The sequence below is a fragment of the Marinobacter santoriniensis NKSG1 genome (genome assembly GCF_000347775.1).
Taxonomy (GTDB): Bacteria; Pseudomonadota; Gammaproteobacteria; order Pseudomonadales; family Oleiphilaceae; genus Marinobacter; species Marinobacter santoriniensis.
In genome coordinates, this window is sequence record NZ_APAT01000015.1 from 22,812 (window position 1) to 37,316 (window position 14,505).

The following is a 14,505-nucleotide window of genomic DNA, read 5'->3' on the forward strand; positions in this document are numbered from 1 at the left end:
AGACCGCCTTCCGGGGCGGTCTTTTTCGTTCAGGGTTTGACCAGCGTCGCTTTGTGCTCCCGAACCAGTTCCTCAAGCGTAGGGGAAGCGCACTCTTGCTTCGCCTGAAAACTGTCGGAGGAATCGATCAGGATGCCGTCATCTCCCAGAAATCGCCGTCCCAGCAGCACCGGGTATGAAAAGGCGCTGCGATCGGTGAGTGAAAATTGCGTGGTGTGGCGGGTGCCGGCAATACAGAAATCCATGTCCACCACATAGCGTCTCTGCGGAGGCGCGCCCTTTCTCTTTATCAGCACGACCCTTCGGACGGGCCGCTCAAACTGTGCGACGACATCCTCCGGATCTACCTGCCCTTCGCTTCGCTGATCCTTGTGATCACCCAAAGGAATCACGAAACGAACCCATTCTTTGCCGTTGCGTTTGAACTCTTCAACCTGTTTGGCGTGAAGCGACGAGGTCTTGGCACCGGTGTCCAGACGGGCCTTCAAACGGAGGTCAGCGTCGCTGAGAACGGTCCACTCAACAAACCCCAGCACCTCAGGGACCTTTCTGTCCGGATCCGGTTTCGCATTGACGCAGGGCGCGATGAACACGGAAAAAACAAGCGCATAAAAGCTAATAAATCGCATCAAAAATCCTGTGCAACATTCTCTAATTCGGGGAAAAAATCTAAAAAATATCCCTCCAGCTCGTCGTGATGCTCCCGGATTTCGAGAATCATTCCGTCGAACCGGTTGGGAAAGCGGATTCGCGCTGCCACCCGGTCAAGAGCCTGGCCTATGTTGTCCAGATTCCGATAGGCGTTGAACCAGTCATGGGTGACCATGCGGGCCGTCACTCGCGCCATGTCAGGCGGCATCAGGTGCTGGCGTGACTGAAGCTCGTCGTAGACCCGTGCGATAAAGGTGTCCGGGTTCTGATCACTGAAGACGTCCCAGTGTTTGAGCAGAAAATGATCATAGAGGATATCCAGCGCCACCCCGGCGAAACGCCGGCGCCTGGCAGAGAACAGGCGCTTCGAGGCGAGAACCGAATCGTGCCGGTCCGTGAAGCTGTCCACCATCCGATGGTGCTCCACGCCCCGGCGAACCTCCTCGGGAAGCCTTTCAAGCTCAACCCCGCGGGTAAAATCCCCGAGGATACTGCCCACGCGAGCCTGCGCGGAATTCGGTGCCAGGAAGACGTGGGCGAGATGGTTCAAAACAGTTCCTGTTTCAGGTGACCTTTATCAGAAGTTTACCTGAACGCCGAGTCCGAGTCCGTCCAGGGTGACGTTGTCCTTGTCGTAGTAACGCATGTATTCCAGGTTACCCGACAGGTTCGGCGCGAACTGCATATTGACGCCAAGGCCATAGGACACATCGGAGCCGTCGTCACTGATGGTTGTGTAGCCCAGATCGGCTTGCGACTCCACCCGGGTGAACCCGAGCACAGCGTAGGGCGTGACCGGCGATTCGTTCGCCAGGTTGACTGTGGCATAGCCACCGTAGAAATTGTCGATGGACACATCCGCACCTGCAACGCGGTCATCATCTACGCCAAAACCTGCGCGCGCCTCGACACCCAGGAACGGAGTCGCCATAACGCCCACTTTTCCGGAGAGGGTTCCAAGATCCGCATCCTCACTGGTGTCGGTGTAGTCGGCATTCATGAACGTATAGTTCAGGCCCGCATAAAGACCACCGATTGAAGATTTATACATGTCCTGGGCCATCACAGGGCTGCTGGCGAGCAATGCACCGCCGGCCATACCTGCAACTGTCAGAGCGAGACTTGTTGTTCGTTTCATCTGAGTTCTCCTTAACCGATCCATTCGGCTTTGCCGTTTATCAAGATGCAATAACCGCACGACGCTTGCCAGAGGAAAGATCCTGATTTACGCCGAATTTACATCACTGTAATTTCCAGGAAATGCCCGTGAACACGTGCCTTTACCTTGCAGAAGCCGGGGGGCGTGGGTATTCTGACGCGGTCTTCAAGTGTCGCTGACAAGAGCATTTCTTGAGAAACCTTTACCCCGTCGTCTTCATTGTCAGCGTCATGTTCGTGCTGCTGAGCATTTTCATGACGCTCCCTGTGCTTTTACTGGTGCAATCCACTGCGCCCAATGCCGTTGCGTTCGCGGAGTCTGCCAGTATCTGTCTGGGGCTGGGTCTGGTCGGGATGTTCGCCACGCGGGGTTACGCCAGCGACCTCAAACCCCGTTACATGTTTGTGCTGACGGTTTCCAGCTGGTTCATCATTGCATTGTTGTCGGCACTTCCCTTCCTGCTCAGCAATAACGGCATTTCCGCAGCCGACGCGTTTTTTGAGGGCGCTTCTGGAATCACCACCACCGGCGCGACGGTGTTCAGTGGCCTCGACACGATGGATCGCGATCTCCTGCTCTGGCGGTCTATCCTCCAGTGGATTGGCGGAATCGGTATCATCGGAATGTTCGTCGCGGTTCTGCCTTTCCTGCGGGTGGGCGGCATGCGCCTGTTCGCCACCGAATCGTCGGAGTGGACGGACAAGGCCTTGCCGAGGATGAAAACCCTCAGCCGCGGCCTGCTGTTTGTCTATCTGTTCTTTTCGATTATCGCGGTGGTCACTTACCGCGTGTCCGGGATGGACCTGTTTGACGCGTTCAACCATGGCCTCACCAGCATCGCCACGGGCGGATTTTCAACCTCGGACATGTCCATGGGGAAATTCGACGACCTGATTCTCATGGAAGCCACGGTATTCATGATGATCGGCAGTATGCCGTTTTTTCTGTTTGTCCGGGAAATGCATGGCCAGCATGGAGTACTGTTCCGGGACCAGCAGGTCCGCATGTTCCTGGCCCTGTTGCTGATTGTGCCCCTGCTGCTGACCTTCCATGAGTGGTGGGTGTCTCCGGATCAGTTCGATCCCTTCCACAACTACACCTCTACCCTGTTCAACGTTACGTCGGTCGTCACGACCACCGGGTATGCTTCAGAGGACTATTCCGCCTGGGGTTCACTGGCCTTTGTGGTGTTCTTTTTCCTGATGTTCGTAGGGGGCTGTTCAGGTTCGACAGCCGGCGGCATGAAAATTTTCCGGTTCCAGCTCTCAATCCTGATCCTCCGCGAGCAATTGATGCGCCTGCTCCACCCGCGTGCGGTACTGACCCGGAACTACAACGGGCGGGCGGTCAGCGACGAGATCATCTCTTCGATGATCGCCTATACCTTTATTTTTCTTCTGTGCCTGGCATTGATCACTCTCGCGCTGGCAGCCATGCAGCTGGATTTCGTGACGGCCCTCTCTGGTGCTCTCACCGCCCTGACCAACGTCGGCCCGGGGCTCGGTGAAATCATCGGCCCGGCCGGGAACTTCGGCCCACTGCCAGACGCTGCCAAATGGATTCTCGCAGTGGGAATGCTGATGGGACGCCTGGAGATCCTCTCCGTGGTGATCGTGCTCTCTCCGGCTTTCTGGCGAGGCTAGCCGGGAGCGTCACTTCAGCCAGAGAATGGCCGGATTCTCCAGCGGCAGGTTCAACCGATCATCCCGGATTCGCACTCTCGGCGTATAGTGCCCCTCGGGTCTGGGCGGTACCAGGCATTCGTAGGTCCAGGCATTGGCGGAGCCTTCCAGAGCCTGAATCATTTTCATCTCATGGACCTCACGTTCACCGAATTCGGACGCTTCGGCGACCAGCTCTACCTTAACCCGCTGCTCGCTGACGCCATCCAGGTAAACATCCACCAGATACAACTGCTGGTCGTCCTTCTCGTGGACATTCAGGCCAGCGAACCGCATTCGGGGCCAATGGGACGCAATCTCACGGGCTTCCTGAACAAGCGTATGCGCCGTTTCTGAGCCCCTCTGTTTCCCCAGCGCACGCATTGGAAGATAGAAATCCTCAACATACTGCCTGACCATCCGAGTGGCGGAAAACGATGCGGTGAGCTGATTCATGCTTGCACGGATTCTCTCAATCCACTCCTTGGGGCGCCCGTCCTGGCCAACGCTGTAGAAGGCGGGAATCACCTGATTCTCAAGCAGATCGAACAGCTCCCGCACATCCTGCTCATCGTGGTCGTTGGTATGGCTGAGCTCTTCGAACGTCGCACCGGGCCGGATCGCCCAACCAACCTCCCGGTTCCAGGCTTCCGCCCACCATCCATCAAACTGGGACAGATTCAGGCCTCCGTTGACCAGGATCTTCATCCCACTGGTTCCGCACGCCTCCCATGGATGGCGGGGCGTATTCAGCCAGACATCGACACCCTGAATCAATTGCGCTGCGACACCGAGGTCGTAATCCTCGATGAACACGACTCGGCCTTCAACCTCCGGACGCCGGGAAAACTGTTTCCACCGCCGAATCAGGGCCTTGCCTGTACGATCCTTCGGGTGAGCCTTGCCCGCGAGAACAATCTGGATCGGCCTGTCGCGATTGGTTAACAGGGACAACAGCCGGCGTTCGTCCCGAAGTAACAGATCCGGACGTTTGTACTCCGTGAACCGTCGGGCGAAACCGAGTGTCAGGGTCTCACTATCGAGCAGCAGGCCGCACGCAGTGGCTGGATTGTTGCCCGGTCCCTGATCGCAGTGTTGACTGGACAACCGCTGCCGAAGGTAATGGACCAGACGTTTTTTCTGGGCCAGTCTCATAGCCCAGATGGACTCATCCGATATCCCATCCATGGGGTTGGTATTGCGCATGGGTTTGCGCCACCGATCCCGGCCACAGGCCGTCGTCCAGAGCTCGTCCGCTTCTGGAGAATCCCAGCTTGGCGTGTGAACACCATTGGTGACGTATTCGACCGGGATGTCTTCACGGGGCCAGCGAGGGAAGAAGGGTTCCAGAATGGTCTGGCTGACCTTCTGGTGAACCTGGCTGACACCATTGATACGACCGCTCAGGTTCACGGCCAACCAGGCCATATTCAGCAGCGGGTGCCCATCGTTATCGACGTCGTCAGCCGTACTGCCCAGGGAGAGCAGCTCATCCACCGACATATCCTGACTGGCCAGCCAGGGTCCGAGATAAAGCTGGATAAGACGCCGGGGGAATCGGTCAAAACCCGCTGTGACCGACGTGTGGGTAGTAAAGAGATTGGTGGCGCGGGTGGCCAGTCGTGCGGTGTCGAAATCCCGCTCATTGTCCTCTGCCCATCCGAAGGCCCGTTCCAGCATCGCAAATGCACAATGCCCTTCGTTGATGTGGCAGATGGAAGGATTCCGCCCCAGCATACGGAGCAGACGCCACCCTCCGATTCCAAGCACCATTTCCTGCTGTAGACGCTTCTCCGGGTCGCCACTGTAGAGTTCACTCGTGATCCCGCGATCCCCCGGTTCGTTCCTGGGATCGTTACTGTCGAGAAGCAGCAGATCACAGTGCCCGACCCGACCGATCCAGGCGCGGAGCCTGACATCCCGGCCCGGCAGGGGCACAACCACCCTTACCCACTCATCGTTTTCATCACGCAAAGCCGACAGCGGCAGCATCGTCGGATCGTTGTACGGGTAGAGTTCAATCTGTTCCCCGTCAGCGCCGATCGCCTGTCGGAAATAGCCCTGCTGGTATAGTAATCCCACGGCGGTCACCGGCACCCCAAGGTCGCTCGCGGCTTTCAGGTAATCGCCGGCAAGCACCCCCAGGCCACCGCTGTATAACGGCAGGGATTCACTCAGGCCATATTCCATGCAAAAGAAGGCAACGCCTCGATCCAGAGCATTGCCGCATTGATCGGAATACCAGGTCCGGGCATGGACAAACGCTTCGTGCTCCTCCATCTGTTCCCGGTAGCGGGCCAGGAATGAGGAATCGCGACTGAGCTCTTCGAGACGATCTCCGGCGACGCTGTTAAGTACCAGCCAGGCGTTGCGGGTTGCGTTCCAGGTGTCCTCATCCAGTGTACGCCACAGCACATCGCTGCCGTGATGCCAGCTCCACCGGAGGTCCAGAGCAAGTGTGAATAGTCCAACGAGTGCTTCCGGAACCTTTCGGGGCCGATAGGCAGCGAGTGTCATGGTTGATCAGAGTCCTTCCAGAGAATGCGCCCGTCCTTTGCTGTCAATGCATCGGCGAATAGTGGCGTTGTGCCTTCGGGTGCTGTTGTAACCATTGCAGGAGATGGGCTATGCAGAGCGCATCGTTCTCCACCATGTCAAAATCCAACCCGATGCCCTGCTCGGATTTACGCACCACATGCGCCTTCAGCCGCCTCAGGGATTCCATCGTTCTGTCTGGATAGTACAGTTCCAGCTCGACGGTCTGATTGAGCTTGACGTCATCGTAGTCCGTAGCCACGAAAACACCGCGGCGAGATGCATCTTGCACAAGTCCCGTGGCAACAGGCATGCCGCGTTTGAAAACCAGAAGAGAGACTCTACCGGGGATGCGCTTGCTGAGTCGGTGCTCCATTTTTCCCTCCCTTGACTCAAAATAACGCCATCAATACATCCTGTTTATACCGAAGCCCACCCGGGTATCGGTTGACTCTGGTCAAATTATGACCACCCCGGAAAGAGATCGTTCATTACGTTCCAGCAATTGTCGAATACTGCACACAAGCTCTGTCGTACACAGGGACAGATCCAGCTGCCAGAGCCAGTTTCCGCTGGTTGTCCCGGGCGTGTTGAAACGCGCAGAGGAGTCAAGCCCGAGAAAATCCTGCATGGGGATCATGGCAAGCCAGGAAACCGAACGGCAGGCTGCCTCAATCATTGGCCAGGGCATATCGTGGCCATCGGACGACAGGTACGAGTTCACGTAGTTACGAGTGGAGTCGTCCAGTGAGCGGTACCAGCCAAGCGTCGTATCGTTGTCATGGGTGCCCGTATACACAATACCCCGCTGTTCATGCCGATGAAGCAGATGGGGGTTGTCGGAATTGCCATCAAAGGCGAACTGAATGACCGCCATGCCGGGTAACTGGAATGCATGACGGAGCTGCTCGACCTCATCGCTGATGATCCCCAGATTCTCGGCAATAAGCGGGAGATCCGGAAAACGCTGAAAACAGGTTTCAAGGAATGCCCTCCCCGGCCCGGGAACCCAGTAGCCAAACCGGGGTTCCGGCGTCGCAGCCGGGATCTCCCAATAGGCTTCCAACCCCCGGAAATGGTCGATACGAATCAGGTCAAACAGATGGCGCTGGCTGTCCAGCCGCTCAAGCCACCATGCAAATCCATCGGCCGCCATGGCATCCCAGTTGTACAGTGGGTTCCCCCAGTGTTGTCCGTCCGGAGAAAAATAATCCGGCGGCACCCCCGCAACCACCGTCGGCGCCCCGGATTCATCCAGTTTGAACAGGTGGCGGTTGGCCCACACGTCGGCGCTGTCGTAGGCGACGAAAATCGGAATGTCACCGAAGAGTCTTACACCACGAGCATTGGCATAGGATTTCAGTGCCTGCCACTGGTGCTGAAAAAGGAACTGCTCAAAGCGTATCTCCCGAACGGTCGCCTGATGGTCTTGTTCGAAGGCTGACATTGCATCCGGCGCCCGATCCCTCAACGGCCGGGGCCAGTCCGGCCAGCTCAAGCCGCCCTGGTGTTCCCGGATGGCACAAAAAAGAGCAAAGTCTTCAAGCCATTGCGACTGCTCCTGGCAAAATCTGTCATAGGATTCACGGTGCAGCAGGCCTTCTCCCCGGAAGAAGCGGCTCGCCGCCAGTCGCAACAGCCGACCGCGCTCCCCGTCGCTCATCTGCTCCAGTTCCAGCTCGGAGAGAAGTTCCAGCGAAACCAGTTCCGAAAGGTCAATAAACCACGGATTTCCCGCGTGCGCCGAAAGAGATTGGTAGGGAGAAAGGTCCGAATGGGTGGGACCTACGGGCAGGGTCTGCCAGATGCTCAGACCGCTCTGTGCGATAAAGTCGATGAACTGGCGAGCGTTCTTTCCCAGGATACCGTACCGGTCCGCGAGCGCGGTGGGATGGAGAAGGACTCCGGCCATACGATGTTCGAACAGCGTTGACGAGTGCGCATCCTGTTCACCCATTATGCCTCACTTTCCTTCTTCATGGCCGGGCCGCATCGCCCCGCCGCGGGCCGGTTCTCCGCCGCCCTGGCTCAACTGCTGGAAGACCGATGACGGCGCGTCGTACTCGATCAGTTCATATAGATTGACGAGGTGCCGCCGGTACAGATGCTCAAAATCCGAGACAATCTGGGCGGGGTTGTAGTCGCCAAACCACCAGAACCAGTCGGATCCCTCACAGAGCGCCAGCTGCTTTTGGGCAGCCAATTTACGATCTGCATTCAGGCGCCCGTTATCCATCGCCCGGTCGTAATGCCCCTTGGCCTCGCACAACAAATCCCATGCACGATTCTTGTCCGGATCGCCAATCCAGGTCGAGAACGTGCCATAAATCCAGCTACCGGCCACCAGATGGGGCAAGGCAACCGGTTCGCACACCGGCTCATCAACCAGATCCCGGTAGGTGGTCAGACGCAAGCGTGGATGGTCTTCGAGAACCGCATAGAGCTCGTCCAGGAAGTGGATACCATTCTCCGGGTAATACTCCCAGGCGTTTTCCCCATCCAGGATGACCGAGATCACCGGTCCGGCTTTGCCCTTTCCCGCCCGGACGATGTTTTCCATGTGATGCACCAGGTCCCCGACCGCGTCTTTTGCGTGCCAGTCCGCATAGGTAAAGCCAATCAGGTCCGACAGCCCATCGTCCCGGAAGAAGACGGTCACCTCAGAGTCGCCGAACCGATACGGCTTATGGATATCGTTCTCACCGACCGGTTCGCCCGCTTCACGGGCCTGGTTCAGGCTGTTGTGGATGACCGAGTCGCCGCTGGCCGTCCATTTGAAGCCATGCTGCTGCAGGTGTGACAGGGTCTCCTGGCTGAGAGCACCCTCCGATGCCCAGCATCCGGACGGTTCGGTCCCGAAAAAGCGTTGAAACACCTGCCGGGCCTGTTCCAGTTGCCAGCTTGCTCTCAGCTCCCCTCCGGGATATTTCTCGTGTTGCGGCAGCGGGATATCCGGCATTGCTTCCCTGGCGGAGCCCAGATCCAGCAACAGCGGGAGAATGGGGTGGGTATAAGGGCTGACGGACAGTTCCACATTCCCCCGGTGGGCGAGATTCCGGTAGCGGGGGCCAATACCCGCCATCACCTCGAAAATAACGTCCAGCAACGCCCGCCGATCATCCATCGAAAATCCGGAACCCTTTTCCTGGAGGCTCTGGACGCAATGATTCTGTTTGCGGACCGTCTCCCCCATCCAGCCGAGGTGGTACCAGACGAGCAGATCCCGTAACAGACCTTTGGACAGGTACCGCTGGATTTCGGGTCTGGATCGATACAGTTCGGCCAGTTCCGCAAGGCGTGCATAGGGCGGAAACCGCTGGATGATGCGATCAGCGTTGGCTCTGAGTGCCTTGTTCATCAGGTCCAGAAACGCCGGCGTTCCAGTCTCCGGCAGTTCTTCGGAGACCAGCGCGGCCAGTAACGGGTCACCCAGTTCACCAACACCGTGTCGCCAACGCTCGATCTGAACCAGGTATTCCTCAATCTGCTCCAACAATACGGGCGCGAAATTCACCACGGCACGGGCATTCGGATGCGCTTCCAGATGGCCTGCCATATCGCTGTAATCTTTAATTGCGTGAAGGTAGACCCAGGGAAAGAGAAATTGCCGTGTCTTCACATCCTGATAGCCGGGCTGGTGCATGTGCCAGCACAACACCACCGGAGTTCTGTTATCAGAGGCCATGGGGATAATCCTGCCCGAGCATCTCGGGTGTCACCAGAACAACGCCCTTGGGCGACACATGGAACCGCTTACGATCCTCAGCCTCGTCGACACCAATATCGGTGCCCTCCGGTATCCGGCAGCCGCGATCGATGACGGCCCGGTTTATCCGGCAATTACGGCCAATATCGACATCCGGAAAAATGACCGAATCCGTGACTTCGCTGAAGGAATGGACCTGGACCTGGGAAAACAACAGGGAATGACGCACCAGCGCGCCCGAGACAATACACCCCCCCGCAACCATGGAGTCCACCGCTGTCCCCCGCCGGTTTTCATCATCAAAGACGAATTTGGCTGGAGGTAGCTGCTCCTGGTAGGTCCAGATTGGCCAATCCGAATCATAGAGATTCAGCTCCGGGCTGACACCGATCAGTTCGAGGTTGGCCTGCCACAGGGCATCGATCGTACCGACATCCCGCCAATACGCGGACTTCCCGGCTACCGGGTCCTTGAAGGGAAACGCCATGACCCGCAGACGGTTGATCACCGACGGTATGATGTCCTTGCCAAAATCGTGGGACGACTCAGACTGGGACTGATGGTCGCGGATCAGTTCGTCGAACAGGACGTGGGTGCTGAAGACATAGATTCCCATGGAGGCAAGCGCCTTGCCCGGCTGATCGGGAATCGGCTTCGGATGCTCGGGTTTTTCCTCGAACTCGCGGATCCGGAGATCCTCGTCGACAGCCATGACACCGAAACCCTTGGCGTCTTCGACGGGGACTTCGATACAGCCCACGGTAATGTCCGCCTCACTCTCAACGTGCGCCGCGAGCATGGTGCCGTAATCCATCTTGTAGATGTGGTCGCCGGCAAGAATGAGAACGTACTCCGGCCGGTGGCTCCGGATGATATCGAGATTCTGCAATACCGCGTCGGCGGTACCCTCGTACCAGGATGTTTCAATTCTCTGCTGCGCAGGAAGCAGTTCGACGAATTCGTCCAGCTCGCCCCGCAGGAAGCCCCACCCCCGCTGGATGTGCCGGATCAGGGAGTGGGATTTGTACTGGGTAACCACGCCAACCTGGCCGATGCCGGAATTGATGCAGTTGGACAACGGAAAATCGATGATGCGGAATTTGCCACCGAAAGGCACGGCTGGTTTCGCCCGCCATTTGGTGAGATCGTGAAGGCGCGAACCGCGACCTCCGGCAAGAACCAACGCCAGAGTCTGGCGGGTAAGACGACTGACAAAACGCTTTGCCGTATGCATGGGTCCATCCCTGCAAAACAGTGAAATTACGCGCACTGTCGTTGGCCGGAATACCCGGCGCCCGACAGTTCAAGGCTGTCGAAATAATATTAGAACAGTAGCATGGAATTATGACCTAGAATTGTTACAGGTCACTTTTTAGCCGCCTGTGATAGCGTTCAATAACGATCACCATTTCGGGAAAAGCACGGACTATGGACAGCCCTACGCTCAGCGATTTCGACCTGTACCTTTTCGGGGAAGGTCGTCACTGGCATATCTACAATGTGCTCGGCGCCCACCCCTGCCGGCAACAGGGCACGGAGGGTGTTCGTTTCGCCGTCTGGGCGCCCAATGCCAAAAGCGTCAGCGTCGTTGGAGATTTCAACGGCTGGGCGCCGGACCAACACCTCATGACGCCCCACGACAGCACCGGCGTCTGGAGCCTCTTTGTGCCCGGTGTCGCCGCAGGCAATTTCTACAAGTTCGCCATCGTGACCCGGTCTGGCCGGGAGATCCTCAAGACAGACCCGTACGGGCAACAGTTCGAGCTGCGGCCGTCCACGGCGGCAATCGTTGTCCAGCGCGGAACCTTCAATTGGGGCGATGGCGAATGGCTGACTCGGCGCAGCCGCTGGTCGTGGTCCGAAGCGCCGGTTTCGGTGTACGAGGTGCACGCGGCCTCCTGGCAGCACCATGGTGCCGGACGCTGGCTGAGCTACCGGGAACTGGCCGCCCAGTTGATTCCCTATGTGCTGGAAATGGGCTTCACCCACATCGAACTGTTGCCGGTTACCGAACACCCGCTCGATGAATCCTGGGGCTACCAGACCACCGGTTACTATGCGCCGACCAGCCGTTTCGGAAACCCGGACGACTTCCGGTATTTCGTCGATCAGTGCCATCAGAATGGCATCGGCGTCATCCTCGACTGGGTGCCCGGGCATTTTCCTGAGGATGAATACGCACTGGCGCGCTTCGACGGCACGGCGCTATACGAGCACGAAGATCCCCGGAGAGGTCAGCACAAGGAATGGGGCACGCTGATCTACAACTACAGTCGACACGAAGTTCGCAACTTCCTGATTGGCAGTGCCCTGTTCTGGCTCGACACCTTCCATCTGGACGGTTTGCGGGTGGACGCGGTCGCTTCCATGCTTTACCTGAACTATTCCCGGGAAGACGGCGAGTGGCTGCCCAACGTGCATGGTGGACATGAGAACCTGGAGGCCATTGACTTCCTCCGGACCCTCAACCAGGTCTGCCAGAGCCGATTTCCAGGCATACTGATGGTGGCGGAGGAATCCACCTCCTGGCCCCAGGTAACACGACCACCGGAAGTAGGTGGGCTCGGATTCAACCTGAAATGGAACATGGGGTGGATGCACGACACACTGGACTACCTCCATCAGGATCCGGTGTATCGGCAATTCCATCACGACAAACTGACCTTTGGCCTGCTGTATGCGTTCTCCGAGAACTTCATGCTGCCCCTCTCCCACGATGAGGTCGTCCATGGCAAGGCCAGCCTTCTTCACAAGATGCCCGGAGACGACTGGCAGCAGCGGGCCAACCTTCGCCTGCTTTTCGCCTTTCAGTACACCTATCCCGGATCGAAGCTGTTGTTCATGGGCGGTGAATTTGGCCAGCGACGGGAATGGAGTGAGTCCCGGGAACTGGACTGGGAGCTTCTTCAGTACCCCGAGCACGCCGGCATCCGGACATTGGTGCGGGATCTCAATGGACTGTACCGGCGCGAACGATCCCTGCACCGGAGGGATTATCAGAGAGACGGATTCGAATGGATCGATTGCCACGACATTCCACAGTCGGTCGTCAGCTTCCTCCGAAGAGACGGAGATGACGTGACGGTGGTTGTCATCAATTTCACACCGGTTCCCCGGTACGGCTATCGAATTGGCCTTCCCCAGGGAGGTCACTGGGTAGAGGTCCTCAACTCGGACTCGGAATACTATGGCGGCAGCAATGTGGGGAATCCCCTCGGTCTGGATGCCTCAGCGGATTCGTGGATGGGGCGCCCCTTCTCCGTGGATCTGACCTTGCCCCCACTGGCCGCCATCGTATTGAGGCCAGCGCCATGACGCGAGTGCTCTTCGTCACCAGTGAGGTCTACCCGGTGATCAAGACCGGCGGTCTTGCCGACGTCTCAGCCAGTCTGCCGGAAGCGCTGTGTCGCCAGTGCCACGATGTCCATATTCTGTTACCGGGCTACCCAGCTGCCATGAAGGCGGCTCGGGCAAGTGGTTCGCGGCGTCAGGCCCGCCTGATGATCGGCCAGTACAGCGTGGCATTGTGGCGAACCCGCCTGCCAGGCACCTCGGTCACCCTCTGGCTTGTGGACTGTCCCGGCGTGTTCGATCGGCCTGGCAATCCCTATCAGAATGAGGAGGGCGAGGACTGGTGGGACAACGCTCATCGTTATCAGTTGTTCTGCCGGGTGGCTGCCATGATGGCCACGGGCCAGGCCGGGCTCCGGTGGACGCCCGACATCGTCCACTGCAACGACTGGCAGTCGGGGCTGGTGCCGGTCTTTCTTGAATCCGCCCCCAACGGCCCACCAGTGGTTTTCACCATTCACAACCTCGCCTATCAGGGCCTGTTTTCCCATGACACCTTTCGAGCCCTGGGCCTGCCCGACAGTCTCTGGCGCTTTGATCGGCTGGAGTTCCACGGCCAGCTGTCCTTTATCAAGGGCGGCCTTGTCTACGCTGACCGAATCACCACCGTCAGTCCCGGTTACGCAGCAGAGATTCAGACCCCGGGTTTCGGCTACGGGCTAGAAGGGCTACTCCAGCACCGGTCTGAGCATCTTTCCGGCATTCTCAATGGCATCGATACAAAACTCTGGAATCCCTCGACCGACCAGTATCTGGACTGCCATTACGATGCAGATACCCTCGTATCAAAACAGGAATGCAAGGCGGCCCTTCAGAAACAGTTGGGACTGGATCCGGGCGACGCGCCACTGTTGGGTTCCATTGGACGTCTGGTCGAGCAGAAAGGGATTGACTGGTTGCTGGACGCCCTGCCCCCGCTGCTCCAGCTGGGCTGCCAGTTCGCCATCCTGGGCTCCGGCGAAATTCGCTACACAGAGCCTTTGCGGGTATTGGCAAAACAGCATCCGGGGCAACTGTCCCTGACCATCGGATACGACGAGCCCCTTGCCCACAAAATCACCGCGGGCAGCGACCTGTTTCTCATGCCATCGCGCTTTGAGCCCTGTGGCCTGAACCAGATGTACAGCCTCAGGTACGGTACCGTTCCGGTGGTGCACGGGGTCGGTGGGCTCGGAGATGCAGTTCTGGATCCAGATCAGGTCGGACCGAACAAGGCCAATGGGTTCAGCTTCAACGAGCCAACCGCCGCCGCGTTCCGGACGTCCGTCGAAAGAGCACTGGAATACCGGCAGCAGCGCAAACGCTGGCACCAACTGCAGCGCAACGGTATGGCCGGTGAATATTCCTGGAAAGAACGGGCACGTGAATACAGCAAACTCTACCAAACCTTGCTCGCAGAACGCTGTCAAACGCGTTGAACAGGCCGTTCACGATTGCCATAT

General features: G+C 58.1%; 11 protein-coding genes. 3 read left to right on the forward strand and 8 right to left on the reverse strand.

Annotated elements, in window-relative coordinates; all coding sequences use genetic code 11:
- Window positions 1–29: 29 nt before the first annotated feature.
- The 3 genes from MSNKSG1_RS05865 to MSNKSG1_RS05875 are packed head-to-tail and all read right to left on the reverse strand — an operon-like array spanning window position 30 to window position 1,789.
- A complete protein-coding gene (locus tag MSNKSG1_RS05865; protein ID WP_008938329.1) occupies window positions 30–629 on the reverse strand; it encodes an ATP-dependent zinc protease family protein in 600 nt (199 codons plus the stop codon).
- Complete coding sequence (locus MSNKSG1_RS05870; RefSeq protein WP_008938330.1) at window positions 629–1,201, reverse strand: acyl carrier protein phosphodiesterase; 573 nt, start codon at window positions 1,199–1,201, stop codon at window positions 629–631. Before MSNKSG1_RS05870 ends, MSNKSG1_RS05865 begins: the two co-directional genes overlap by 1 nt.
- A gap of 27 nt (window positions 1,202–1,228) precedes the next feature.
- Window positions 1,229–1,789 carry a porin family protein gene (locus MSNKSG1_RS05875; protein WP_008938331.1) on the reverse strand — a complete coding sequence of 187 codons (561 nt, stop codon included), beginning with the start codon at window positions 1,787–1,789 and terminating at the stop codon, window positions 1,229–1,231.
- A gap of 251 nt (window positions 1,790–2,040) precedes the next feature.
- Between MSNKSG1_RS05875 and MSNKSG1_RS05880 the strand changes: the two genes are divergently transcribed.
- Window positions 2,041–3,453, forward strand: a complete 1,413-nt coding sequence (locus tag MSNKSG1_RS05880; RefSeq protein WP_040886766.1) for a TrkH family potassium uptake protein — start codon at window positions 2,041–2,043, stop codon at window positions 3,451–3,453.
- Between the two features lie 9 nt (window positions 3,454–3,462).
- Here MSNKSG1_RS05880 and glgP read toward each other — a convergent pair whose 3' ends face one another.
- The 5 genes from glgP to glgC form a co-directional block, all read right to left on the reverse strand.
- Window positions 3,463–5,988, reverse strand: coding sequence for an alpha-glucan family phosphorylase (gene glgP, locus MSNKSG1_RS05885; RefSeq protein ID WP_008938333.1), 2,526 nt, complete (start codon window positions 5,986–5,988; stop codon window positions 3,463–3,465).
- Window positions 5,989–6,031: 43 nt separating this feature from the next.
- A complete protein-coding gene (locus tag MSNKSG1_RS05890) occupies window positions 6,032–6,382 on the reverse strand; it encodes a PilZ domain-containing protein (RefSeq protein ID WP_008938334.1) in 351 nt (116 codons plus the stop codon).
- Between the two features lie 81 nt (window positions 6,383–6,463).
- Window positions 6,464–7,963 (reverse strand): 4-alpha-glucanotransferase, encoded by a 1,500-nt coding sequence (malQ, locus tag MSNKSG1_RS05895; protein ID WP_008938335.1) that lies wholly within the window; start codon window positions 7,961–7,963, stop codon window positions 6,464–6,466.
- A 6-nt stretch (window positions 7,964–7,969) separates the two neighbouring features.
- On the reverse strand, window positions 7,970–9,691 hold the full coding sequence (locus MSNKSG1_RS05900) for a glycoside hydrolase family 57 protein (RefSeq protein ID WP_008938336.1): 1,722 nt from the start codon (window positions 9,689–9,691) through the stop codon (window positions 7,970–7,972).
- Window positions 9,681–10,946, reverse strand: coding sequence for a glucose-1-phosphate adenylyltransferase (glgC, locus tag MSNKSG1_RS05905; protein WP_008938337.1), 1,266 nt, complete (start codon window positions 10,944–10,946; stop codon window positions 9,681–9,683). Before glgC ends, MSNKSG1_RS05900 begins: the two co-directional genes overlap by 11 nt.
- A gap of 194 nt (window positions 10,947–11,140) precedes the next feature.
- Between glgC and glgB the strand changes: the two genes are divergently transcribed.
- The gene (gene glgB / locus MSNKSG1_RS05910) at window positions 11,141–13,027 is read left to right on the forward strand and encodes a 1,4-alpha-glucan branching protein GlgB (protein WP_008938338.1); all 1,887 of its coding nucleotides are present in this window, start codon (window positions 11,141–11,143) and stop codon (window positions 13,025–13,027) included.
- Window positions 13,024–14,481 (forward strand): glycogen synthase GlgA, encoded by a 1,458-nt coding sequence (gene glgA / locus MSNKSG1_RS05915; RefSeq protein ID WP_008938339.1) that lies wholly within the window; start codon window positions 13,024–13,026, stop codon window positions 14,479–14,481. Before glgB ends, glgA begins: the two co-directional genes overlap by 4 nt.
- Window positions 14,482–14,505 lie beyond the last annotated feature (24 nt).